The organism is Stenotrophomonas sp. TWI587, assembly GCF_039674145.1.
In the GTDB taxonomy this organism is placed as follows: Bacteria; Pseudomonadota; Gammaproteobacteria; order Xanthomonadales; family Xanthomonadaceae; genus Stenotrophomonas; species Stenotrophomonas maltophilia_AY.
This window is the reverse complement of record NZ_JBDJMW010000004.1, coordinates 398,544-422,527: the sequence shown is the minus strand read 5'-3', so window position 1 is coordinate 422,527 and position 23,984 is coordinate 398,544. Positions and strand designations below refer to the sequence as shown.

At 69.4% G+C, this 23,984-nt stretch carries 16 protein-coding genes; 8 read left to right on the top strand and 8 right to left on the bottom strand.

Annotated elements, in window-relative coordinates; all coding sequences use genetic code 11:
- Positions 1-146: 146 nt before the first annotated feature.
- Entirely contained in the window at positions 147-1,454 is a 1,308-nt protein-coding gene (locus ABE464_RS09380) for a GGDEF domain-containing protein (protein ID WP_346471713.1), read from the top strand.
- On the opposite strand, the gene ABE464_RS09375 is transcribed toward ABE464_RS09380, so the two are convergent.
- Entirely contained in the window at positions 1,433-1,828 is a 396-nt protein-coding gene (locus tag ABE464_RS09375) for a YchJ family metal-binding protein (RefSeq protein ID WP_346471712.1), read from the bottom strand. The genes ABE464_RS09380 and ABE464_RS09375 overlap by 22 nt on opposite strands.
- Before the next feature lie 62 nt (positions 1,829-1,890).
- On the opposite strand from ABE464_RS09375, the gene ABE464_RS09370 reads away from it, so the two are divergent.
- The gene (locus ABE464_RS09370; protein WP_123730914.1) at positions 1,891-2,667 is read left to right on the top strand and encodes a TSUP family transporter; all 777 of its coding nucleotides are present in this window, start codon (positions 1,891-1,893) and stop codon (positions 2,665-2,667) included.
- Between the two features lie 37 nt (positions 2,668-2,704).
- Here the strand turns inward: ABE464_RS09370 and ABE464_RS09365 are convergent, their stop codons facing one another.
- The 4 genes from ABE464_RS09365 to folE form a co-directional block, all read right to left on the bottom strand.
- The gene (locus tag ABE464_RS09365; protein WP_346471711.1) at positions 2,705-6,343 is read right to left on the bottom strand and encodes an SbcC/MukB-like Walker B domain-containing protein; all 3,639 of its coding nucleotides are present in this window, start codon (positions 6,341-6,343) and stop codon (positions 2,705-2,707) included.
- Positions 6,344-6,389: 46 nt separating this feature from the next.
- Positions 6,390-7,091, bottom strand: coding sequence for a DUF4194 domain-containing protein (locus ABE464_RS09360; RefSeq protein WP_346471710.1), 702 nt, complete (start codon positions 7,089-7,091; stop codon positions 6,390-6,392).
- Positions 7,078-8,547 carry a DUF3375 domain-containing protein gene (locus ABE464_RS09355; protein WP_346471709.1) on the bottom strand — a complete coding sequence of 490 codons (1,470 nt, stop codon included), beginning with the start codon at positions 8,545-8,547 and terminating at the stop codon, positions 7,078-7,080. The genes ABE464_RS09360 and ABE464_RS09355 overlap by 14 nt, the downstream gene beginning before the upstream one ends.
- A 127-nt stretch (positions 8,548-8,674) precedes the next feature.
- Positions 8,675-9,277 carry a GTP cyclohydrolase I FolE gene (gene folE, locus ABE464_RS09350; RefSeq protein ID WP_019183982.1) on the bottom strand — a complete coding sequence of 201 codons (603 nt, stop codon included), beginning with the start codon at positions 9,275-9,277 and terminating at the stop codon, positions 8,675-8,677.
- Between the two features lie 159 nt (positions 9,278-9,436).
- On the opposite strand from folE, the gene ABE464_RS09345 reads away from it, so the two are divergent.
- The 6 genes from ABE464_RS09345 (at position 9,437) to ABE464_RS09320 (ending at position 15,087) form a co-directional block, all read left to right on the top strand.
- Positions 9,437-9,892, top strand: coding sequence for a MarR family transcriptional regulator (locus ABE464_RS09345; protein ID WP_346471708.1), 456 nt, complete (start codon positions 9,437-9,439; stop codon positions 9,890-9,892).
- An 84-nt stretch (positions 9,893-9,976) separates the two neighbouring features.
- A complete protein-coding gene (locus ABE464_RS09340) occupies positions 9,977-10,186 on the top strand; it encodes a DUF1656 domain-containing protein (RefSeq protein WP_019183984.1) in 210 nt (69 codons plus the stop codon).
- Entirely contained in the window at positions 10,183-11,091 is a 909-nt protein-coding gene (locus ABE464_RS09335) for an HlyD family secretion protein (protein ID WP_346471707.1), read from the top strand. Before ABE464_RS09340 ends, ABE464_RS09335 begins: the two co-directional genes overlap by 4 nt.
- Complete coding sequence (locus tag ABE464_RS09330; RefSeq protein WP_346471706.1) at positions 11,088-12,545, top strand: efflux transporter outer membrane subunit; 1,458 nt, start codon at positions 11,088-11,090, stop codon at positions 12,543-12,545. The genes ABE464_RS09335 and ABE464_RS09330 overlap by 4 nt, the downstream gene beginning before the upstream one ends.
- 3 nt (positions 12,546-12,548) lie before the next feature.
- On the top strand, positions 12,549-14,606 hold the full coding sequence (locus tag ABE464_RS09325; RefSeq protein WP_346471705.1) for an FUSC family protein: 2,058 nt from the start codon (positions 12,549-12,551) through the stop codon (positions 14,604-14,606).
- Positions 14,607-14,691: 85 nt separating this feature from the next.
- On the top strand, positions 14,692-15,087 hold the full coding sequence (locus ABE464_RS09320; RefSeq protein WP_346471704.1) for a hypothetical protein: 396 nt from the start codon (positions 14,692-14,694) through the stop codon (positions 15,085-15,087).
- Between the two features lie 14 nt (positions 15,088-15,101).
- Here ABE464_RS09320 and recD read toward each other — a convergent pair whose 3' ends face one another.
- From recD to recC, 3 genes are read right to left on the bottom strand one after another with little or no spacing between them, the layout of a single operon-like run.
- Positions 15,102-16,997: an exodeoxyribonuclease V subunit alpha gene (gene recD / locus ABE464_RS09315; RefSeq protein WP_346471703.1), complete on the bottom strand. Its 1,896-nt coding sequence runs from the start codon at positions 16,995-16,997 to the stop codon at positions 15,102-15,104.
- Positions 16,994-20,635, bottom strand: coding sequence for an exodeoxyribonuclease V subunit beta (gene recB / locus ABE464_RS09310; protein WP_346471702.1), 3,642 nt, complete (start codon positions 20,633-20,635; stop codon positions 16,994-16,996). Before recB ends, recD begins: the two co-directional genes overlap by 4 nt.
- On the bottom strand, positions 20,632-23,979 hold the full coding sequence (recC, locus tag ABE464_RS09305; RefSeq protein ID WP_346471701.1) for an exodeoxyribonuclease V subunit gamma: 3,348 nt from the start codon (positions 23,977-23,979) through the stop codon (positions 20,632-20,634). The genes recB and recC overlap by 4 nt, the downstream gene beginning before the upstream one ends.
- Between the last annotated feature and the right edge of the window lie 5 nt (positions 23,980-23,984).

Below are 23,984 nucleotides of genomic sequence, written 5' to 3'. Positions count from 1 at the left end.
TGAGTGCCACGTCATGGCACCGCATCGATTCAGTGACATTGCTCAAGTTGAATACGCGCAGGCCGCTACCGGGGAAGACCCATCGCCTGTGTAGTCCGGTTTGCACGCTGCAGCCACGGCGCGCCGGCCACCACGTGGACCCCCTCTTGCGGACGCATCTGCTACGCCAGCCCAGTCACTATCTGTTCGTGCTGCCTGCAGTACTGGTGGCGCTGGGATTGTGGGCCGCCACCCCCGCGGCGGAAGCCGGCAGTCCGGTGCATCGCCTGCTGCCGATGGTACTGGCCTGCCTGGGTGTCGGCCTGGCGCTGATCTACAACCGCGTCCGGGCGCTGTGCCTGATGCTGGCCATCGCCTTGGCGTTCGCCCTGCTGCATGGTGTGGTCGGCACGTTCCTGCGCGATGGCGTTGTTTCGGCACAGACCCCGCTGATCTTCCATGCGGTGTCGTGGTGGCTGCCACTGCTGTTCCTGCTGCATGGGCTGTGGCCCGAACGCGGACGGCTGCGCCAGGACCTGTTGCTGCGCGGGGTGGTCAGCGGGACGGCCCTGGGCATCTTCCTGCTGTTGGCCACGCAGGTTCCCGACGGCATGCAGGCGCTGCTGTCCGATCGCCACCTGGCCTGGCTGCCCAGCGACTGGAATGCGCTGGCCCAACTCCCGGCGCTGCTGTTTCTCATTACGACGGTGGCCTTGGCTGTCCAGGCCTGGCGACGCCCCCGCCCGCTGCACACCGCCCTGCTGATCGCCCTGCTCTGCCTGTGGTGGCTGCTGCCGCGGGTGTTCGTCTCGCCGGCGCTGCTGCCGGCGGTGAGCTGCATGGCGCTGCTGCTGATCGTCTCGGCGATGTTGCAGGAGGCATTCCACATGGCCTTCCGCGATGAGCTCACCGGCCTGCCCGGGCGTCGCGCGTTCAATGAATATCTGCAGCGCGTGGGCGCCACCTACACCATCGCGATGGTGGACGTGGATCATTTCAAGCGTTTCAACGATACCCACGGCCACGATGCCGGCGATGACGTGCTCAAGCTGGTGGCCGCGCGCCTGGCCGAGGTGGGCGGGGGTGGCCGCGCGTTCCGCTATGGCGGTGAGGAATTCGCGCTGGTGTTCCTGGATCGCCCTGCCCCGGCCTGCGTGGCGGCCGTGGAAGAGGTCCGCGCGACGATCGAGGGGGTGCGGATGCATCTGCGCGACCGTGCCGCACGCAGCCGCGACGATGCGGTGGGGCAGCTGCAGCGCGGGCGTGGTGGCAACGGCGCGGTGGTGCAGGTGACGGTGAGCATCGGCGTGGCCGACAGCCGGGTCGCCGACAGCGCGCAGGCGGTGATCAAGGCCGCCGACCAGGCGCTGTATGCGGCCAAGGACGCCGGCCGCAACTGTGTACGTGCACTTGGCCAGCAGGGCACCGTGCCGGTGCGCGCCACCGCACTGGCTCAGGGCAACGCGTCGAGATAGAACCAGCGGCCGTCTTCGCGGAGAAAGCGGCTGTGCTCCAGCATTTTCACCGCACTGCCGCCGCCGACCTTGTAGCGGGCGGTGAAGCGCACCTGGGCACGGTCGGGATCTGAGCGGGTGTGGGCGTGGATCGTCAGCCCGAGCCACTGGGTGCGCTGGCCGGGTGCTTCGGCCAGCGAGAGCTCGGCCGGGCGCGTGGACGGGTGCCAGCTGGCCAGCAGGTAATCGTCCAGATGCCGTACGTAAGCGCTGTAGCGCGAGCGCATCAGCGTTTCGGCATCCGGCGCGGGAGTGCCGGCATGGTAGAGCCCGCAGCAGGCGGCGTAGGCCAGCGGGCGGCCGCAGGGACAGGGATCGGAAGAGACGGTGGTCATGGGGGTATTGTCGCGCGATGACCGGGCGTATGCTTGCGCGCCCTGCGTTGCGATGCCCCGCCGTGCTTGAGATGGTTCCCCCTGAGCTGTTCTGGTTGGTGGCGATCGCCTTCATCGCCGGCCTGGTCGATGCCGCCGTGGGCGGCGGCGGGCTGGTGCAGCTGCCCGGGTTGTTCACCGTCCTGCCGCAGCACACGCCGGCGATGCTGTTCGGCACCAACAAGTTCAGCTCGATGTTCGGCACCGCCGCGGCGGCGTTCCGCTATGCGCGCAATGTGCGCTTCCCGTGGCGGCCGGTGCTGTTCGCGGCGGGCACGGCCTTCGTGTTCTCGTTTGCCGGGGCCACGGCAGTCAGCCTGCTGCCCAAGGACGCGGTACGCCCACTGGTGCTGGTGCTGCTGGTGGCGATGCTCGGCTACACGCTGTGGAAGAAGGACTTCGGTGCCCTGCACCGCCCGCGCGAGATCGGCCGCAAGGAGCTGGTCACCGCGTTGGCGATCGGTGCGGTGATCGGGTTCTACGACGGCTTCTTCGGGCCCGGCACCGGCAGCTTCCTGATCTTCCTGTTCGTGCGCTTCTTCGGGCTGGACTTCCTGCGCGCGTCGGCCGCCTCCAAGGTGGTGAACCTGGCGACCAACGTGGCGGCGATCTCGTTCTTCGTGCCGACCGGCAACATCCTGTGGCTGTTCGCGCTGCCGATGGCCGCGGCCAACATCATCGGCTCGGTGGTCGGTACGCGGATGGCGCTGCGCGGTGGCACGCCCTTCATCCGCAAGCTGTTCGTCGGCCTGGTGGTGGTGCTGATCGCCCGGATGGGCTGGGATACCTTCGCCGGTTAACAGGACGGGCCAGCCCTGGGGCTGACCCGTCGGTTGCTCAGCGCTTGGGCTTGGCCGACTTCTTTGCGGCTGCCTTGGGTACGGCCTTGGTGGCCGTCTTCTTTGCCGCTTTCTTTGCCGGTGCCTTGGGCGCGGCCTTCTTCGGCCGGGATACAGTCACGGCTGCCGGTGCCTGCACGACCTCGGCCTCGGCCTCGACGTTGGTGTCCTCGTCGATCGAGGTCGCCATCACTTCATTGGCCATCGCCTCGGGGGCATCGACCGCGTCAGGCGCGGCGATCACGGCCGGTGCCGGTGCCGGGGCTGGTGCCGCTGTCGTCTCGCCGGTGCGGGCACGCTCGGGCAGCTTCAGGCGCTTGCCCTCGTCGTCGTACTCGATCAGTAATACGCCGGAGTCGTGTCGGCCACTGATCTCCACGAAGCAGGCACCGCCGATGAACGGCTCCAGCGTCATCACCGACTTGAGCGGGGTGGCCACGACCATCTGGAACCCGAAGTTGTCGAAGATGTTCATCGCCAGCGCGGTGAACTCGTTGTCGGCCTTGTCGAAGGCTTCATCGAGCACCACCGCCGCGTAGCTGGGCAACTGGCCGTCGGCGCCACCGAGCTGGTAGCGCAGCGCGGCGGCCAGGCAGGTGGTGGCCAGCTTCTGGCGCTGGCCGCCCGACTTGCCCGCACCGCTGCGGTAGATCTCCACCTGTTGGCGGGTGGCGGCATCGAGTTCGACACCGACGAACTCCACGTGCAGGCGCACGTCCAGCACCAGCTCGCGCCAGCGCTTGTCCTCGCCTTCCTGCGAGCCGAGCTTGGCGACCAGCTCACGCAGCACCGCGAACTGCGCTTCAGCCAGCTCGCGCTGGTCGGTCTGCTGCTGGGACAGCACGTCGCGCAGGCGCTGGTGGAAATCCAGCACTTCGGGCAGGCGGCGGTCGGTGAGTTCGATGGTCAGCAGGGTGCCGCGGTTGAACGGTACCTGCTCCAGCGAGGCATTCACCTCGTCCAGGCGCTGGGCGATCGACTTGCGCGCCTCGGCGGTGTGGCGCTGCAGGGCCAGCAGGTTGTTCTTGCTCTGGCTCTGCAGCAGATCGAAGAAGCGTGCCTCGTGCTGCGGCAGGCCATCGTTCTCCAGCCGTTGCAGGCGGGCCAGGAAATCTTCGGCGCTGGACAGGCTGACGGTGAAGTCGCCGCTGTCTTCCGGCCAGGCCTGGCAGTAGCGGCGGAAGCAGCCGAGCAGCAGGTTCTCCAGCCGGTTGTGCTCGGCCTGGGAACCGCCGAGCTGTTCGTTGAGGGTGTTGCTGATCTGCCGGAAGTGCGCTTCCAGGTTTTCCAGGCTGAGCACGCCGAGCGCCTTGAGGCGTTCGTCCAGGCCCTGCTGCTGGAGGGGGGTGACCACGCGCTTGGCCAGCGGCGCGCACTGCTCGTGCAGACGCTCGAGGCGTTCGTGTTCACGGCCGAGCTGGCCGCGCTCCACGCGTACGTCTTCATAGGTGCGCTTGGCCTGGGCCACATCGGCGCGGGTCTTTTCGATCTGTTCGCCCAGCTTGCGCAGGTCGGCATTGCCTTCGCGCAGGTCGTGCAGGGCCTGGGCGATGTCGTCCAGGCGCTGCAGCGGTGCGGCCACATCGATCTCGTCCCAGCCCAGCGTGCACAGCTGATGGCAGGCCAGGCGCGCCTTGCCGTCCTGTTCGCGCTGCGCGCGCAGGCCGGCCACGTCGCTGTCGCAGGCGGCGATGCGCTGGGCCAGCTCGATCGCTTCGCGCTCGTACAGGTCCAGTTTGTCGCGGTTGTTGAAGCCGAGCAGCCAGCGGCGGCGGTCGCTGATGTTGTGGCGATCGTCCTTTTCGAAGCGTTCGCCCGGGTGCTTGACCTGGCCTTCCTTGGTGATGCCGCGGTCGGTATCGCGCAGGTGACGTGCATCCACGCATTCGTAGTCGAAGCGCTTGCCCAGCTCGCGGCGCAGCCAGCCGGCATAGCCGTGCTCGCGCAGCACCAGCTTGTGCAGCAGCGAACGCGCGCCCGGCTCGCGGCCATGCAGTGCATCGTCGTTGCGGCGCACCCGGTAATAGACCAGGCGGGTACCGAGGTGGGTCTGGTTGATCCACTCCGAGACCTGGGCGTGGTGGCGCTCATCGACCAGCAGCGATTGCGCGAAGCCGTGCAGCACGCGCTCGATGGCGCCCTGCCATGCGGCGTCTTCGTCGCGGACCTGCAGCAGTTCGCCGACGAACGGCAGTGCCGCCTCGGGAATGCCGGTATCGCTGCTCAGGCGTGCGCGCAGCTGCTGCATGGGTGCAGGGATGCTGGACGGGGTGCGCTTGAGCGCCTCCAGTTCCGAGCGCACCTCGGCGAAGCGGCGTTCGTCGTCGCGCTTGCCGCCCATGCGCTCGGCAATGGCTTCATCCAGCTCGGCCGCAGCGCGCTGGCCGTCGTCCAGGCGGGCCTGGGCGCGGGCGAGCTGCTCGGCAAACCCGTGCGCGGTCTCGGCCAGCGTTTCCCCCAGTTCGCGGCTGGCATGGTTGGCCTGGCTGCGCTTGGCCAGGCGGCGGTCGCGCTCCTGGGCCACACGGCCCTGCTCGCGCTCCAGTTCCTCGATGCGCTCGCCGCCCTGCTGACGACGCTGCGCTTCCAGCTCGGCGAGGTGGCTTTCATGGTTGTCCAGCGCGCTGCGGCGCTGGCCTTCTTCCCCGGACAGACCGCGGTCGCGGGTATCCAGTTCCAGCAGGCGTGCCTCAAGCAGGGCCAGGCGACGCTGCTCGCGCACGCCGTCGATGCCCAGCTTCATCTCGTCCAGGTCTTCGCGCTGGCGGCGCAGTGCCTGCAGATCGGCGTAGTGGCCGCGTGCGGGCAGCAGGGTTTCGACCTGGCGGCGCGCGGTGACCACGGCCTGGTGGGCGCCATCGAGTTCGGCGAAATCATCGACCAGCCGCTCGGCGGCATCGAAGGTGCGCGGCGCATCGAGCATGAAGTCGCGCAGGAACACGTTCAGATCGCCGAGGTTTTTCGCCGACTGCGTCTTGTGCAGCAGGCGCAGCGCCATCTCGTTCTCGATCCCGAGCACGTGGCGGAACCGTTCGGCGTAGCTGGCGAAGCTGTCGAAGTGATGCACATCGCCCAGGCGCTGCTTGAGCTTGCGCAGGTCCAGGTCGAAGCCGCCAAGGTCACGTGCGATGTCGAAACTGCGCTCGGCCACCATGTAGTGCTTGCGCACATCGGCCGCGGCCGCGCCGTTGCCGGCGATCCAGAACAGGCGCACCAGGCTGACGATGCGGCCATCGTTGCTGCGGTATTCCAGCACCAAGGCGGTCCAGGTAGCGCCCTTGCGCAGGTACTGGGTGGCGATCTCGCCGGTGCCGCTGTCCTGCTGGTCGGCCCAGGCGCCACGCACGTAGGACACCAGGTTGCGGTCGCGGCCGCTGCGTTCGGCTTCGCGCGCGGCGGCGTTGAAGTCGACCAGGGCCGGCGGCACCAGCAGCGCGGACATCGCATCGAGCAGGGTCGACTTGCCAGAGCCGGAGCGGCCGACGAACAGGAAGCCGCGCTCGGCGATCGGCACTTCGGTCAGGCCGGAGAAGGTGCCCCAGTTGTGGACCTGCAGGCGGCGCATGCGGAACTGCTGCGCGCGAGGATCGGGCTGGTCGCCGGGGAACAGGGCGGGTGCGGGAATGTGGACGGTCATGGCAGGGCTAGCAATCCAGGCAGGGCAGCGGCGCGCGGGCGCGCGCTCAGGCGTCGAGGTCGGCCGGCGCTTCGCGCAGGCGGCGGTACACCTGGGCCAGGGCGGCGACATCTTCGGCGGAGAACATCAGTTTCAGTGCCGGCGAGACTTCATGACGCGCATCGTCACCGCCGAGGCGGGTCAGGATGTGGTTGTCCTTCATCTTCTGCACGGCAGTGGCGACGCGGCGGTTGAAGCCGGCGCGGTCGGTGGACAGGTGGCGCTCGTACACGGCCAGTGCTTCGGCCAGTTCGGCATCCTCGACCACCGCGCGCACGCCGCGCGCATCGGCTTCGGCCAACTGCTGGCGCAGGTGCAGCAGCAGCACCGAATCGATGAAGGTCAGCGGTGAGGTACGCAGCAGCACCGGCGCATCGATGTCTTCGGTATCGGCCTGGCGGGTGAAGGCCACGCCACTCTCGCGGTCCAGCACCAGTTCCAGGAACAGGTCCGAGAGCGCCGAGCGGATCGCCGCTTCGCTGCGGATCAACGCGGGCCACAGCTTGGCGTGGCGCAGCTGGTCGATGCTCGGGCCGATCAGCAGCTGGCACAGCGCGCGGCGGCCATCGAGCGGCAGCCGGCCGGTGTCGCCCATGTAGAACACGTCGTTGTTGCGCCGCAGGACGGGCGTCACCACGACCGGTTCGTCGTCGTGCTCATCGGCACCGCCGTCGATCGGGGCGTCGTTGGATTGATCATGCCAGCTCATGGCGTTTCTCCTGGGTGAACCAGATCAGCGGAATGCGGGCGCGACGCCATTGGCCATCGCCGCCGCGCCATTGCGCGATCTCCTGTTGATCGGTGGCGACCTCGCCGTGGCGGGTGCCAAGAGAGAGGTAGCCGATGATGCTGCCCAGCCCCTGCGGGGCCTCGCGGTGTTCAAGCACCTGCGCGATCGACAGCCGCGGCTGCTCGCCGAGCAGGTCGTGCAGATCGCGCCGCAGGTTGCGGAAGTCGATTTCAGAGGCGGCCACCAGATCACCAACACTCTCCAGCGAGATCGCGGCGGTGTCGTTGCGCTGCACGCTGCCATCCACCTGCGCTTGGCGCGGATCGTGCAGCTTCCATTGCGAGAGTGAGCGCAGACGGCTGGTGGTGAGCTGCAGGTCGCGGCCGATGGCGCGCTGCGCCGGGATGTGGTCGCGCAGGCCCAGCGCCTCGCCCTGGGCCTGCTTGAGCAGCTGGTTGAGGCGGCGCTGTTCCAGATAGCCACGGCTCTGCACGAAGCCGCGCAGGCTGCGCGCGAAGTGCTGCAGCACATCGTGGACCTGGCCACCGCGCTCGAGCATGGTGGTGGTGAAGCCACGCAGGAAGGTGCGCTCGTTGCGATCGAGCTTGCGGGCGAAGCCGCGTGCGAGCACGGTCTCCAGCGCAGCATCGAGCTGGGCACTCTGTTCGGCATCGTTGAGCAGGCGCCAGAACGCCTCGAAGCTGCGCCCGGCGTCGCTGTCGCCGATCACGTCCACGCCCTCGAACAACTTGGACAGCACGTCGCCGCGCTCGCCCTCGTCATCGATGATGCGCTCGCGGAATTCGCGGTTGAGGCGTTCGAAGTCATCGCGCACGCGGCGGAAATCTTCAGTCAGCTCGTCGGCCAGGCCGATGATCTGGCGGGTCCGTTCCAGCGCGCGCTTGCCATCCAGGGAGGACACCTTGCCACCGCTGACGCGGGCGATCTCGGCATCGATGCGGTCGCGCTCGTCGCGCAGCGCAGACAAGCGTGCATCCGGATTGGATTCGGTCAGCGCGGCCAGCTGCGAGAGCTGCTCGATCACCAATGCCAGCCGGCTCTCCGTAGCGGCGGCGCGCGCCTGCTCCAGGCTGTCGGCGAAGCGGATCGCCTGCGCGGCCTGGGTGGACAGTTCGTACTGCTCCTGGTCGGCGCCTTCGGGCAGGCGGCGTTCCAGCCAGCCCTGGGCCAGCCAATGCGCAATGTAGGCCTGCGCGGTGCGCGGCAGATCGCGCGAGAGCTCATCGGCCTTCAGATCATCCAGCGCGCGCTGCAGGCGTTCGTGCAGCACCGCGGTGGACAGGGTGCGCTCGTCCTGCATCAGCAGGCTCTGCAGCAGGCCGATGATCTCCGGCGCGTGATCGGCCGCCAGCAGCTTCCACTGCGATTGTTCGCGCAGGTGGCGGTAACGGGTAATGCGCTCGCGATGTTTCATTCGAGACCGGGGACAAGAAGACGGGCCGCGCGGGTCGCGGCGGCCGGGAGGGAAACGGGACGCGCACGCACCGGCCGGGCCGGACCGAAGCCCAGCGCCTGCCGGCCGCGCGCGACAGCGCGGGGAATCAGCGCTTGCCGCCCACTTCGATGAAACGCAGGAACTCGGCGCGGGTGCGCGCGTCCTCGCGGAAGCTGCCCAGCATCTTGGAGGTGACCATGCTGACGCCGCGCTTGTGGATGCCGCGGGTGGTCATGCACTCGTGGGCACCTTCCACCACCACGCCCACGCCGACCGGCTGCAGCACGTCCTGGATGCACTGGGCGATCTGCGCGGTCATCTTTTCCTGGACCTGGAAGCGGCGTGCGTACGCCTCGACCACGCGGGCCAGCTTGCTGATGCCCACCACCTTGCCGGCCGGCAGGTAGCCGACGTGCACACGGCCGATGATCGGCGCCATGTGGTGTTCGCAGTGGCTTTCGTACTCGATGTCGCGCAGCACGATCAGTTCGTCGTAGCCGGCCACTTCCTCGAAGGTCCGCTCCATGTAGGCGCGCGGGTCGTCGCGGTAGCCGCTGAACCAGTCGCCATAGGCTTCGGCGACGCGGCGCGGGGTATCCAGCAGGCCTTCACGGGTCGGATCTTCACCGGCCCAGCGCAGCAGGGTGCGCACCGCCGATTCGGCCTCGGCCTGGGTGACGGGGTTGGCGTCGTTGTCTTGCTTGCTCATTACATACAGCACCCGAAGGGGGGCGAGCATCGTACCCGACAGACCCCTCGGGCGTCCTGCGCCGGGGCATTCGGGCCGCGTGCGGACAGGCGTTCATTGGGCCACGGTTGTGCCACGGGCATTGATAGGACGCGAATTAGTAGTATCCTATCTATTCTGATGAACCGATCCCTCGACGAACGCACCCAGCTGCAGATGCAGCTCAGTTCCGGCCTGCTCTACGCAGGGCGGCAGTGGCAGCGCCTGGCCGACCAGGCCCTGGGCAGCTATGGCATCTCGGCCGCCTGCACCATGCCGCTGCTGATGATCGGGCGCGCCGGCGGCGGGATCCGCCAGGTGGCGCTGGCCCACCAGCTGGGCATGGAAGGTCCCTCGCTGGTACGCCTGCTGGACAAGCTGGCCGCCAGCGACCTGGTCCGCCGCGAATGCGACACCAGCGACCGCCGCGCCAACCTGCTGTGGCTGACCGACAAGGGCGAGGCGCTGGTCAGCGAGCTGGAAACCCAGCTGATCGGCCTGCGCCAGGATGTGTTCGGCGAGCTGTCCATGGATGAACTGCGCACCGTGCTGAAGCTGTGGCAGCTGCTGGCCGATGCAGCCGACCGCGTGACGTAAGCCCGTTCCCCCGTTGCACCGCCCGGTGTCGTTCCTCGACGCCGGGCGATCCCCTTTCCGCTCCCCTGCGAATCCTTTGCCTCGATGTACGGTGAATTCAGTCTCTATGGTGTGTTCGTCCCGACCCTGCTCGGGCTGATGCTGCTTGCCTACCTGCTCAAGAGCGGGTTGCGCGTGGTCCTGCAGCGCACCGGCGCCTACCGCCACATCTGGCACCCCGCCCTGTTCAACCTGGCCGTGTACGTGATCGTGCTGGGCGGGTTGTTTTCCCTGATGCGTTGGATGCAATCGTGAACAAGATCCTCAAGCAGACATTCCCTGTCGTGTTGACCGCCGTGGCCGTGCTGGCCGCCGTGCTGGTGCTGCGCCACCTGTGGGCGTACTACATGGACGAACCGTGGACGCGCGATGCGCACGTCAGTGCCGACGTGGTGCAGGTCGCGCCGGACGTGTCCGGGCTGGTGGAGGCGGTGAAGGTGGCCGACAACCAGCCGGTCAAGCGCGGTGAGGTGCTGTTCGTGGTCGACCGGGCACGCTATGAAATCGCGCTGGAGCAGGCCCAGGCTGCCTTGGGCGAGCGCCGTGCCACGCTGGACCAGCTGCGCCGCGAGATCGCGCGCGACCGCAGCCTGCAGGATCTGGTCGCCGCCGAGGATGCCGAAGTGCGCCGCGCCAAACTGCTCGCCGCGCAGGCCTCGATGGCCACGGCGCAGGCCGCTGTCGACCTGGCCAAGCTCAACCTGGCCCGGACCGAAGTGCGCAGCCCCAGCGATGGCCACGTCAACGACCGCACCGTGCGCGCCGGCGACTATGTGACCGCCGGGCGCCCGGTGATGGCGGTACTCGATACCGGCTCGTTCCGCGTGGACGGCTACTTCGAAGAGACCCGCCTGCAGGGCGTGCATGCCGGCCAGACAGTCGACATCCGCCTGATGGGCGAAGCGCAGCCGCTGCAGGGCCACGTGCAGAGCATCGCCGCCGGCATCGAAGACCGTTACCGCAGCGAGGGCAGCAGCCTGCTGCCGAACGTGACCCCGGCCTTCGACTGGGTGCGGCTGGCGCAGCGTATCCCGGTGCGCATCCATATCGACCGCGTGCCGGCCGGCGTGAACCTGATCGCCGGGCGTACCGCCACGGTCACCATCCAGCCGGACACCGCCCCGGCCACGCCGGCGCAACCGGCACGGACGGCGCTGTGAACCGCCCGGCGCTGCACCGCATCGCCCTGGGGTTGGCGCTGACCACGCTGGCCGCCTGCCGCACCGTCGGCCCGGACTACGCCGTGCCGGCCGGGTCCGCCTTCCAGCGGCCGGAGGCGAACGCCGCCTTCCTAGACACCGGCAACCCGCAGGTCGCCGCCGGGGCCGAGCTGCCCCCGCGCTGGTGGGAGCTGTACCAGGACGACACCCTCAATGCGCTGGTGCAGCAGGCGCTGCGCGACAACGTGGAGCTGAAGGTGGCCGATGCCAACCTGCGCCGCGCCGCCGCCGTGTACGAGCAGGCGCTGGATGCGGGTGGTTTCGAGTACGAGGCCGAGGCCGGGGTCAGCCGCGCGCAGCTGTCCGCCGAATCCTTCCTGCTTGAACACGAACTGCCGCCGATCAACTTGGCCGATGGGAAGTTCGCGGTGTCCTATCAGTTCGATCTGTTCGGCAAGCTCAAGCGCGCCTCCGAGGCCGCGCATGCCGACGAGCAGGCCACCGCCGCCGCGATGGATCTGGCGCGCGTGTCGCTGGTCGCGCAGGTGGCCGGCAGTTACGTGGACATCTGCCATGCCAACCATGAGCTGCACGTGGCCGAGCACTCTCTGCAGCTGCAGCAGCGCAGCCGCGAGGTCACCCAGCGCCTGATCTCGGCGGGCCGCGGCACCCCGCCGGAGCTGGCCCGCGCCAACGCCCAGGTGGCGATGCTGCAGGCCGCGCTGCCGCCGCTGCGCGCGCACCGCCAGGCCTCCGAATACCAGCTGGCCGCCCTGCTCGGCCGCACCCCGGGCCAGCTGCCCGAGGGCGTGAGCGACTGCAGCCAGGCCCCGACCCTGGCGCAGGCGCTGCCGATCGGCGATGGCCGCGCGCTGCTGCAACGCCGCCCGGACATCCGCCAGGCCGAGCGCAAGCTGGCGGCCGCCACCGCGCGGATCGGCGTCGCCACCGCCGAGCTTTACCCGGACATCCGCCTGGGCGCCTCGGTCGGTGCGGCCGGCCTGCTGGAAGACTTCGGCACGCCGCTGACCCAGCAATGGTCGATCGGTCCGCTGATTTCCTGGACGCTGCCCTCCTCCGGCACGCATGCGCGCATCCATGCCACCGAAGCCGGTGCCGATGCCGCGCTGGCCGAGTTCGACCACAGCGTGCTGCAGGCCCTGCGCGAAACCCAGACCGCGTTGAGCCGCTATGCCCAGGACCTGCAACGCCTGCAGTTCCTGCAGCAGGCGCAGCAGCAGGCCGACCTGGCCGCCAGCCAGAACCGCCGCCTCTACCAGGGCGGGCGCACGCCCTACCTGGCCAGCCTGGATGCCGACCGCAGCCTGGCCAGCGCCGACGCGACCCTGGCCGAGGCCCAGGCGCAGGTCTCGCGCGACCAGATCCAGCTGTTCCTGGTGCTTGGCGGCGGCTGGAATGCCGATGCCGTCGCCACCGGCTCGGCCGCGAGGTAAGCCATGCTGCTGCTGGACAGACAGGCCTGGTTGTTCTCGGTCAAGACCTTCCTGGCGGCGCTCGCGGCGCTGTATATCGGGCTGGCCGGCAATCTCTCGCGCCCGTACTGGGCGATGGCCACCGTCTACATCGTGACCCAGCCGATGCTGGGCCCGACCCGCGCCAAGGGCGCCTACCGCATCCTCGGCACGCTGATCGCCGGTGCGGCAACGCTCTGGATGCTGCCGCACCTGGTGGAAACCCCGCTGCTGCTGAGCGCGGCGATGTCGCTGTGGTTGTCCGGTTGTCTGTTCATCGCCCTGCTCAACCGCGGCCCGCGCGGCTACGCGTTCCTGCTGGCCGGTTACACCACCGCCTTCATCGGCTTCCCGGCGGTGACCTCGCCGGACACCATCTTCGACACCGTGGTGGCGCGCAGCGAGGAGATCATCCTCGGCACGGTGGTGGCGGTGCTGTTTGCCTCGCTGTTCTTCCCGGCCTCGGTGCGGCCGATGCTGCGCTCACGGATCGGCAACTGGATGGGCGATGCCGCCGACTGGTGCCGGCAGATCCTGGCCCGCGGGCACGCGCATGGCCCGCGCAACCGGCTGGCCGCCGATCTGGTCCAGTTCGAGGCGTTGATCGAATTCCTGCGTCGGGACGACCCGCGCCATGCCGGTGCGGCGGTCTCGATGGAGCGGCTGCGCGAGCGCATGCTGCTGATGCTGCCGGTGCTCTCTTCGATCGCCGACCGGCTCGGGGCGCTGCGTGCGGGTGGCCGTGCGCTGCCGCCCGGGTTGGAGGCGCTGATCGCCGATCTGGCGCAGTGGCTGGAACAGCCCGGCCGCTCCAGCGCCAGCGCGTACGCCACGCTGCGCGCGCGCATCGTCGCGCTCAAGCCGGCGGTGGACGGCGAGCTGGATCACCTGCTGCTGGTCACCCTGCTGCTGCGCCTGGAAGAACTGGTGGACCTCTGGCAGGACTGCACCACCCTGCACGCCGCCATCGATGCCGGCACCGCGCCCAGTGATGCCGCGCACTACCGCGTGCGCACCCAGCGCGTGGATCACGTGCGCCACGTGGACTACGGCATGGCACTGTTCTCCGCCGCCAGTGCGGGCGTCGCCCTGATGACGTACTGCGTGCTGTGGATCGGGCTTGGCTGGGAGGGCGGTGGCAACGGCGCGATGATGGCTGCGGTGGCCGCCGCGTTCTTCGCCGCGCAGGACGATCCCGCACCGAGCATGCTGTCCTTCCTGCTCTGGGCCATCGTGGCCAGCCTGGTGGCCGGGGTGTACCTGTTCGGGATCTTCCCCGCCGTGCACGACTTCGGCAGCCTGGCCCTGGTGCTGGCGGTGATCTTCCTGCCGCTCGGGCTGCTGCTGCACCGACCCAAGACCGCGCTGATCGGCCTGCCCTTGACGGTGAATCTGGTCGCGCTGTTGAACGTACAGAACACCTACAGCGCCAATATCCAGAGCTTCATCAACTCTGCCGTCGCAATGTTCATCGGGATCGGCTTTGCGGTGGTGATGACCCGCCTGTTCCGCTCGGTGGGTGCCGAGTGGACCGCGCGCCGGCTGGTGCGCCAGGGCTGGAATACGCTGGCCGACGCGGCCGAGGGTCGTGGCCAGCAGGATCGCCAGCAGTTCGCCGCGCGCATGCTCGATCTGCTCGGCCTGCTCGCGCCGCGCCTGGCGGCCACGCCGGAAGGCAGCGACATCGCCTCGGTGGACATGCTCACCGAAGCCCGGATCGGCCTGAACATCCTGCAGCTGCGCCGCTCACGGCACGGCCTGCCCCCGGCCAGCGTGGCCGCGATCGACGCGATCCTGGACGAGGTGGCGGCGCATTACCGCGCGCAGGCCGCCCGGCGGCGGCCATTGCCTGCACCGGCCGGGTTGCAGGCCAGGCTGGAGGCCTCGCTCAAGCGCGTGCAGACCGTGGAGGCTGGCAAGGCCCGCGATGAGGCCCTGATGGGTCTGATCGGCCTGCGCTTCGCCCTCTTCCCCGAGTCGGCTGTGGTCGATACCCCGGCCGAGACCGCCACCGCGGCACCCGGCCTGCCCGCGCCGCGCTGAACCGGCCTGGCCGCGGGCCGGCCGGCCCACACCGATCAGGGCTATCCTGACGCATGCATTTGCGCATGGATCAAGGTGATTCCCGATGAGTTACGACCTGATGGTGTTCGACCCCGCCGTCGCCCCGCGCGAGGCCGAGGCCTTCCTGCAGTGGTACGACGCGCAGACCGAGTGGAACGAGACGCACGACTACGACGACCCGAAGGTGTCGGTGCCGGCGCTGCAGGCGTTCTTCGCCGCGCTCGCCGAGCATTACCCGCCGATGGACGGCCCACTGTCCGATGACGAAGATGACCGCCCGGAAGTGACCGACTACAGCATCGGCCAGCACGTGGTCTATGCCTCGTTCGATGACGAAGTGGCCGAGAACGCGCATGGCCTGGTGCAGGTGCTGGCCAACACCCACCAGCTGGGCTTCTTCGATGTCAGCGGTGACGGCGCCATCGTGTTCCCCGATGGCACCGTGGTGATTCCGGAGTAAGGCCGGACGCGGGGCTAGAACAACTGCCCCTGGGCCGGCGCCGTCACGACGGCGTCGGCCACTGCGTCCCCTTGGCCGCCCTGCAGGCGCGCCGCCAGGCCCGACAAACGGCTGGCATGCCGCGCCATCGCGGCCTCCAACACCTCCGCACTGCCCAGCACATGCAGCGCCTGCCGCGCACGGGTCATGCCGGTGTAGATCAGCTCGCGCGAGAGCACGCGGTTGTCGCGTCGCGGCAGCTGCAGCCAGACCTCATCGAACTCCGAGCCCTGTGCCTTGTGCACGGTCATCGCGAACGCACTCTCATGTGCGGGCAATGCACCCGGGTGGAAACCGCGTGGTTGATCCGGGGTCTCGCCGGGGAACCACGCCGTGACGCTGCCCTGGCGATCGATCAGGCAGATGCCGATGTCGCCGTTGAACAGGCGGTGCCGGTAGCTGTTCTCGGTGATCAGCAGCAGCCGGCCGTGGAAATAGCCCGGTGCCATGCCCGGCCGCGGCACACCGGCCAGCAGCGCTTCGATGCGCGCGTTGAGCCCGCGCGCACCCTGTGGACCTTCGCGCACGGCAGTGAGCAGGCGGATGCGGCCGGCATTGGCCAGCGCCTGACCGGGATCGACGGCTTCGCCGAGGCCCCGCCAATGCCCGAGCAGGTGTTCGCGATGATGCTGCAGCGGATCGCTCTGGTCCTCGTGGAAGTGCACACCGGCCAGCGTGCCCACGCGTAGCAGGGCCAGTGCGGTGGCACTGTTGCCCTCGCGCACGGCATGCGCCAGCGGCGCCAGATCGAGTGCGTCGGTCTGCCGGTAGCCGCGCTGCAACTGCACGCGCCGGCCCGCGAACCGGCGTGGCGGTGCCAGCGGTTGCAGCGCCTCGGGCGCGAGCAGCGCGCGCAATGCCTGCGCATCGTCGGCCTGGGTGCCCAGGCCATCGCCACTGGCGCGCAGGATCGCGCTCAGCACATCACCGGCCTCCACCGAGGGCAGCTGGTCCGGATCGCCGAGCAGCACCAGCCGGCTGCCATCGGCGACCGCCTCCACCAGCTTGGTCATCAACGGCAGATCGATCATCGAGGCCTCGTCCACCACCACCACGTCATACGGCAGCGGGTTGTCGGCGTGATGGCGGAAGCGCGGCGAATCCGGGATCACCCCGAGCAGGCGATGCAGGGTGGTGCCGGTGCTCGGCATCGCATCGCACAGCGCCGGGGCGATGCCGAGCAGACGCAGACGCTGCACGGCCAGGCGCAGGCTCTCGGCCATGCGCTCGGCGGCACGGCCAGTGGGCGCAGCCAGCGCGACCCGTGGCAATGCCTGGTCCGCCTGCACTGCCTGGGCGGCCAGCAGCACCAACAGGCGTGCGATGGTGGTGGTCTTGCCCGTACCGGGACCACCCGTCACCAGCACCAGCGGATGGCGCAGCGCGACGGCGGCGGCGCGGGCCTGGTGATCGATGCCCTCGCGCGCCTGCGGGAACAGCTGGCCAAACAGGGTGGCCAAGGTACCGGGATCGGCCTCGGCCAGCGGATGCGTGGCGATGCGTTGCAGGCCTTCAGCGAGCCGACGTTCGTATTCGCGGTAGCGGCGCAGATAGAGCAGCCCGTTTTCCAGCACCAGCGGTGCATCGCCGGCGACCACGTCATCTGCGGGCGGCACATCCACCCACGGCGAGGCGCGCAGCTGCGCCAGCCAACCCTCGGGCGCGGGCCACGCGATCTCGGCGTCGATCAGCCGCTGCGGCTGGGTCGGGTCCAGACCAGCGTGCCCTTCCGAGACCGCCAGCGAGGCCAGTGCAGCACCCAACAACACTGCGTCGGGCGTATCCGGGCGCAACCGGCGCAGGCTCTGCGCCAGTGCGTGATCGAGCGTGCGCAGCGCATTGCCGCGGTACAGCGTAGTGAGCAAGCTCATGCGTCCCCCCGTGCGCGGGCGGCCATGCGGGCTTGGGCGTGTTCGCCACCGGCGAACAGGGCATCCAGGGCGTCGACCAGGGCCGGATCGAAGCGATGCGCATACAGGCCCGGACTGTCGTCGCGGCCAGCATCCAGGCCACGGCAGAACAGGTAGCGGATGCCGCCCATGTCGCGCGTGTAGTCGTACTGCGCGCCCAGCCGGAAGCGCAACCAGCGGTGCAGCGCCACGGTGTAGATCAGCGCCTGCAGGTCGTATTCGCTGTGTTGCATCGCACTGGCCAGCCGCGCCGCGTCGTAGCCGGGCAGGCGATTAGATTTGTAATCAAGCACGTACCAGCGGTCCGCACGCACGTAGGTGAGATCGATCTTGCCGGTCATCAGGCCTTCCAGCCGCCGCCGTGTGCCGAAGCCATGGCGGTCACGCACCAGTCCGTGCACGTGCAGCAGGGTCAGCAGGGCGGGCACGGCGGTCGGCTGCATCGCGAAGTGGAACTCGATCTCGGCGCGGCGCGCATCGGCCGGCAGATCATGCAGGGCGCCGCCCTCCGGCAAGGGCACGGTCAGGGTCTGGCCGACCAGCGCGGTCAACATGGCCACGCCATCGTCCAGGTCTTCCTCGGCATAGCCTTCGGCGCGCAGCGAGGCACGCAGCACCTCGGCTTCCTCGCCGGGTGCGGGCTGCCCGGCCTGCCAGCCGGCCCACAGCGCGAAATCGGTGTTTTCCAGTACATCGTGCAGCACATTGCCGAAGCGGCTGCCCATGAAGCGCGGGTCGACTTCGTCGCTGGCCGTGACCGGTTGTTCGGCGTCCAGGGTGAGATCCACGCCGGCCGGTTCGTCGGCGGCGGGGGCCGGCACTTCAGTGGCAGCGGCATCGGTGTCGTGGCCGGCGTCGGCATGCGCCAACTGAGTGAAGCTGTAGACCCACCAGTCGTGCGGCACGCGGCGGGTCAGCGCGCGCACCGGCGGAAGTTCGCCCTCGCGTTCGAACGCGAGCTGTGCCGGGCGGGCCTCCACCGGGCCTTCGATCACGGCGATGTCCGGGTGGTCACGCAGGGCGGCCATGTCCGACAGCATCGGTGCCAGGCGGGTCTTGGCCAGACCGGCGAGATCGCCGGCGGCGATCCACAGCGCGTGCTCGGCGCGGGTCAGCCCGACATAGAGCAGGCGCGCATCCTCGGCGTCCTGTTCCTGCGCGCTGCGCGCGCTGGCCGCGCTCCAGCTGTCGTCCTTGTCCAGCTTCCAGTGCAGCTCGCGGCGACCGTTGGAGTACACCGTGCAGTTCGTCTCGGTGTTGGGCGCGCCGCCACCGATGCCGACAAACGGCAGGAACACCAGCGGATACTCCAGTCCTTTGCTCTTGTGCAGGGTGATGATCTGCACGCGACGCGCGTCCGATTCCAGGCGCAGCAGCTGCTGTTCGTCGTTCTGGTCGGCATGTGCCATCTGCACCTGCAGCCAGTCCAGCAGACCGTGCATGCCCAGGGTCTGTCCGGCCGCCTGCTGAAGCAGTTCGCCCAACTGCAGGTAGTTGGTCAAGCGGCGCTCGCCATCCAGCAGGCCGAGCAGGCGCTCGGCGTGTTCGGCACAGAGATCGGCGATCACCGCGAACGGGCCGCCGCGCTGCCAGCGCTCACGCCATTCCAGCAGCCGCACCTGGAAGGAGCGTTGTGCATCGCCTTCGCGCTCCAGCGCATCGATCGCATCGGCATCTTCGCCAAGCAGCACGGTCGACAGCGCGGCGCGCAGCCGCCCTTCATCGGCCGGCTGGAGCAGGGCCAGTAACAGCAGGCGCAGGTCGTGCGCTTCAGGCGTGGCGTACAGGCTCTGCTTGCCCGCGGCAACCGCGGGAATGCCGACCGCACCGAGCGCCTGCTGGATGCGCGTGGCCTCCTTGTGCGATCGCACCAGCACCGCGATGTCGCCGGGCTGCACCGGTTTTTCGCGCAGCAGCGCGCGCCCTTGCCGGGCGTCGCTGAGGATCTGGTGGATCGCGGCCACGCAGGCGTCGCTGGCCTGCTGGCGCGAAGGATCGGCCTTGAGGTCGCCGCCCTCCGTGTTGTTCAGCACGCGCACGGTCAGGCCGGGGGCGGGGACACCGTCGCGCACGAAGTCCGCATCCACCCGGGTGCTGCCGGGATGTACGGGTTCGAACGCGATGTCGGCTTCGAGGAAGGCGCGTTCACCCGCGTTGGCGTACAGCGCTTCGATCGCATGCAGCACCGCCGGGCGCGAGCGGAAGTTGCGGTCCAGCGCGGGCGCGGCATCGGCCTGGCGCTTGGCCTTGAGGTAGGTGTGAATGTCGCCGCCGCGGAAACCGTAGATCGCCTGCTTGGGGTCGCCGATCAGGAACAACGCCGGTGCCAGGCCGGCCTCGCGGGTCTCCTGCGAATCGCCGAACACGCGCTGGAAGATGCCCCACTGGCGGTCGTCGGTATCCTGGAACTCGTCCACCAGCGCGATCGCGTACTGCGCGCGCAGCTGCTGCACCAGGGTGGCGCGATGCGGGCCGTCGAGTGCATCGGCGACGCCCTCGATCAGGTCATCGTAGGTCTGCACGCGGCCGATCCGCTTCAGCTCGGCCAGGCGCGCACGCGCTTCATCGCGCAGGTCATGCAGGAACGCGGTGGCCTGCTGGCGCAGCCACTGCTCGCGCGCATCGGCGGCATGCCACCAGGCCTGCAACGCATCGAACAGCGGCGACGCCGGGCACTGGCCTTCCATGCCGTCCTTGCAGAAGGCCAGCAACTGCACCGGCAACAGTTTGCCCAGATGGCTCTTGTCGCCACGCGGCCAGTGCTGCGCGCTGCGGCCGGCAAACAGCTCGCCGAAGGCCTTGTCGAAACTTGGCCGTTTGGCACGACGGCCGTCGAAGACCTTGCGGTCGAAAGCGGTGGCGATCTGCGCCTGCGCATCTTCGGCGTGCGCCCCGATGGCATCGGCCAAGGCAGCCGCGGTGAGCCGCAGCTGCGGCGCAGGGTCGTCGAAGGTGTGGCTCGGCCGCGCTGGCAGCAACGGCAACGGCTTGATCAACGTGGAGAGATCGCCTGCCAGCGCCTCGGGTGAGGCCCACAACCAGGTCAGCGCATCGACCGTAGCCGGATCGTTGGCATGCACGCGCCACAGGTCGGCGGCCAGTTCCTCGTGCAGCTCGCGTTCGCTCGGCAGCAGGGTGGGCGGATCGAAGGTGTGTCCGCTCTCCAGCGCGTGCTCGCGCAGCACGCGGGTGCAGAAACCATGGATGGTGAAGATCGAGGCCAGATCGATTTCATCGGCGGCGGTCTGCAGCCGGCGCGCCAGCGCGGCCGGTGTCTCTTCACCGAGGGCGAGCTGGCGGTGCAGGATCACCCGGGTCAACGCGACATCGGGGCTGTCCTGTTCGCTGGGCGCGCGCTCCACCAGCTGCGCGGCCAGTGCCAAGCGCTCGCGGATGCGCTTGCGCAGTTCCTGGGTCGCGGCATCGGTGAAGGTGACGGCCAGGATCTGGCCGATGCGCCAGCCCTTCTCCACCACCAGCCGGGTGAACAGCGTGGCCAGGGTGAAGGTCTTGCCGGTACCGGCGCTGGCTTCGATCAGGCGCACGCCTTCCAGCGGCAAGGCCAGGTAGGGATCGTTGAGCAGGTCGTGGTCGATCATCGCAGGGTTCCTTCCTCGTCAAAGCCCGGAAACACCCGGCCTTCGCGCACCGCGGTGAACACCACGAAGCTGTTGTGCAGCAATTGCCGATAACTGTCCGCGCTGGCAAAGGGATCGTGCCCGCGCAACGCAAGCTGGTAGCCGGCGCCGGTGGATTCGCCCCAGGTGCGGTCGCTGCCATGCCACTTGGCGCGGCCCTCCGTTTCGCGCTTGGCCTCGGCGGCGGTGTACAGCACCCAGCCGGTGGACGGGCCGTACAACAGCGGCGCGCGCAGCCCTTCGCTGCGCAGCTGCAGCAGGCGGCGCAGCACCTGGCGCGCGCGCTCGGCCTCCAGCGGCGGCAGCGTGTGCGGGCCCAGACCGTCATCGCCCGCCTCGTGGAACTGCACCAGCGGCAGCGCATCGCCGGCGGCGTTGGCGAGCAGCCAGTCCAGCCCCTGGCGGATCGCGGCGCGGCCATTGAGCGGGCCCGGGCGCAGGCGGACCAGACCGTGCGGATGCAGGCCCTCCACGCGGCCGTGCAGGCGCACGCCATCGATATCCACCTCGTAGCGGCGGCTGTCGGCTGCGGTACCGGCCTGCCACTGGGCCAGGGCCTGCGCGTAGGGCTCGGTCTGCGCCTGCAGCAGCGCGAACTGGCGCTCACCCAGTGCACCGGAGGGCAGCAGCGCACGCGCGCGCAGCCGGGGGTACAGCGGCGCGGCATCCTCGCCGAGGGTGGCCTCGATCACCGCCTGCTGCAGCAGTACGGTGTCGCCACCGCGCGCCGCCATCACCAGAGGTTCAACATCCTCGGCGTTGTCCACGTCGTCGGGCAGACGCAGGCCGAGTCGCTGCGAGAGGAACTGGCTGGCCGGATCGGTGAGGAAGCGACGCAGCGCATCCACGCTCAGTTCCGCCTCGCCCACCCCGCTCTCCATCGGCGGCAGCGGCTTGGCGAACCAGGGCGCCAGCGCGCGCCGTGCACCGCCGAGTGAGCCGGCGGCCGGGTGCCATTGCTGGCGATAGCTGAAACGCCGCGGTTCCTCACCGCCCCCGAACGCAGCCGGGGCGAACGGCTGCAGCGAATGCCGCACCGTCATCCGTTTGGCCGCTGCAGGCGGATCGAGGTGGTACTCGGCCGCCGCATCGATCAGTTCGCTGACCAGCACCGAGGGCTCGCGCACACTGCCATCGCGCGGGTCGGCGCCCAGGTAGCTCAGGTAGAACACGTCCTGCGCCGAGGCGAACAGCTGCAGGAACAGGAAGCGGTCGTCCTCGCGCAGCGAGCGGTCGCCATGCCGGCGCTTGTCGGTGCCCAGCTCGGCGGTGAGCTGATTGAGCCCGGCAGCCGGGTCGCGGCGCGGGAAATCGCCATCGTTCAGGCCGAGCACGCAGATCACCCGGAACGGCAGCAGCCGCATCGGCACCATCCGGCCAAAGCTGACGCCGCCGGTCAGCAGCGGTGCGCGCGTATCGGCCTGCGCAAGCACGCCAGCGAAATGTGCACGCAGCACGTCCGGCGGCACGTCGCCCTCGAAGCCGGCGGTGTCGGCGTCACGGGCGAACTCGTTGATCAGTTTGCGCAGGCGCTCCAGCGCGCGCTGGCTGTTGGCCGCCTGCGGCGGCTCCGGCAGCAGCGCGTCCAGCAGGGCCAGCAGACGCTGCCGCCACTGGCCGGGTGACATCGCCTCACCCAATGCCTTCTGGTACCGCGCCAGCACCCGCAGCAGACCGAGCAGCCGGTCCAGCGCATCCAGCGCGCTGCCTTCCAGCTCCGGCCACGGCGCGACCCCGGCGATATCGCCGTCGCTGCCGCTGGCATGACCCAGCAACAGGCGATCAAGTGCGAACTGCCAGGTGAAGGCATCATCGGCCGGGGCCTGGTGCTGGCCGCGATGGGTGGCATCCAGCCCCCAGCGCGCACCGGCAGCCTGCAGCCAGTCGTGCAGGCGGTCGAACGCCGCCGCGTCCAGACCGGCCGCTTCGGCCAGCGGCGCGCTGGCGAGCAGATCCAGCACTTCGTTCAAGCCGAAGCGCGAGACCGGCAACCCGAGCAGGTGCACGAACACATCGGCCAACGGCTCACCCGCCAGCGGGCTGGTGTCGGCCAGCGCATAGGGGATGTGCTCGTCGCCGCCGCTGCGGCCGCCGAACACCGCTTCCAGATACGGCACGTAGGGATCGATGTCCGGTGCCAGCACCGCGATGTCGCGCGCCTGCAGCGGGGGGTCGAAGCGCGGATCCTGCAGCAGGCCGCGCAGTTGATCGTGCAGTACCTGCAGTTCGCGCAGGCGGGTGTGGCAGGCATGCACCTGCAGGCTGGGATCGTCGTAGCGCAGCCCGTCGCGCAGCGCACCGGCCGGCTGCCCGCGGCGGTGGAACAGGTCGCGCTGCAGGCGGTGCAGCAGGCTGTCGGACAAGCCGCCGTCGGCCATGTCCGGGCGCGCATCGTCTTCGGGATCATCGTAGGCAGCGATCTCCCCGGAGGGGTGGACGACTTCATAGCTGCCCAGCACCGCCATGAAGTCGCGCCCGGCCGCGCCCCAGGCCTGCAGCAGGCGGTTCTCGCCGGCCGCCTCGCCGAACGGATCGGGCGCGCCGCTGCGCAGCTTCTCGCCCAGAGTCTGCAGGTCACCCCAATAGGCCTGGGTCGGCGTGGGCAGATAGAAGTGCATCGTGCCGACCCGCGCCTGAGTGGCCATCACCCGCAGCACGTCCGGGGAGATGTTGAGCGTGGCGAAGGCGAACACGCGCGCCGGCAGGCCCTGCGGCAGCGGCTGCCCGGCACCTTCGAAGCGGGCCAGATAGGCATCGATGCGGCGCGCGCGGTACTGCTCGCCTTGGGCGATGTGCCGCCACAGGATGGCCTGCGGGTCATTCGGTGCTGCGCCGGCCTCCCAACGAAGCAGCCAATCGCGACGCCATGCCTGGTACTTCTCGAACACCGAGGCCAGCTCGGCGGCCAAGGCCCATGGCTTGAGCGGATCGGCTGCGGACAGATACGCCTGCAGGGCCGCCATCGGCGGCTGGGCCATCAGCACCGGATCGCGCAGCGCGGCATACAACCGCCAGCGCAGGCCCTCGGCATTGAGATCGTCATGTTCGCCGGGCACGTTGGCGTTGAGGGCACGCGCCACCAGCTCGCCGGGCGTGAGGAACTCTAGATTGGCGGCAATGCCATACTCGGCCGCGAGGGTCGATTGCAGCCAGCGGCGCATGGCGACCTGCGGGATCAGCACCACCTCCGGCACCAGGATCGATTGGCCCGGCACCGGCGTGCGCAGCGTCGTGGCCAGCAGGGCGGCCAGCACATCGAGCGAGTTGGAGTGGTACAGGCGGAAGTCTGAAGCAGCGTCGGTCATCGCAG

Excerpts from the sequence above, each read along its gene's own strand:
- ABE464_RS09340 (WP_019183984.1), top strand. The coding sequence starts at position 9,977 with ATGTACGGTGAATTCAGTCTCTATGGTGTGTTCGTCCCGACCCTGCTC.
- ABE464_RS09355 (WP_346471709.1), bottom strand. The coding sequence starts at position 8,547 with ATGAAACATCGCGAGCGCATTACCCGTTACCGCCACCTGCGCGAACAA.
- folE (WP_019183982.1), bottom strand. The coding sequence starts at position 9,277 with ATGAGCAAGCAAGACAACGACGCCAACCCCGTCACCCAGGCCGAGGCC.
- recD (WP_346471703.1), bottom strand. The coding sequence starts at position 16,997 with ATGAGCTTGCTCACTACGCTGTACCGCGGCAATGCGCTGCGCACGCTC.
- ABE464_RS09365 (WP_346471711.1), bottom strand. The coding sequence starts at position 6,343 with ATGACCGTCCACATTCCCGCACCCGCCCTGTTCCCCGGCGACCAGCCC.
- ABE464_RS09375 (WP_346471712.1), bottom strand. The coding sequence starts at position 1,828 with ATGACCACCGTCTCTTCCGATCCCTGTCCCTGCGGCCGCCCGCTGGCC.
- recC (WP_346471701.1), bottom strand. The coding sequence starts at position 23,979 with ATGACCGACGCTGCTTCAGACTTCCGCCTGTACCACTCCAACTCGCTC.
- ABE464_RS09360 (WP_346471710.1), bottom strand. The coding sequence starts at position 7,091 with ATGAGCTGGCATGATCAATCCAACGACGCCCCGATCGACGGCGGTGCC.
- ABE464_RS09325 (WP_346471705.1), top strand. The coding sequence starts at position 12,549 with ATGCTGCTGCTGGACAGACAGGCCTGGTTGTTCTCGGTCAAGACCTTC.
- recB (WP_346471702.1), bottom strand. The coding sequence starts at position 20,635 with ATGATCGACCACGACCTGCTCAACGATCCCTACCTGGCCTTGCCGCTG.
- ABE464_RS09345 (WP_346471708.1), top strand. The coding sequence starts at position 9,437 with ATGAACCGATCCCTCGACGAACGCACCCAGCTGCAGATGCAGCTCAGT.
- ABE464_RS09320 (WP_346471704.1), top strand. The coding sequence starts at position 14,692 with ATGAGTTACGACCTGATGGTGTTCGACCCCGCCGTCGCCCCGCGCGAG.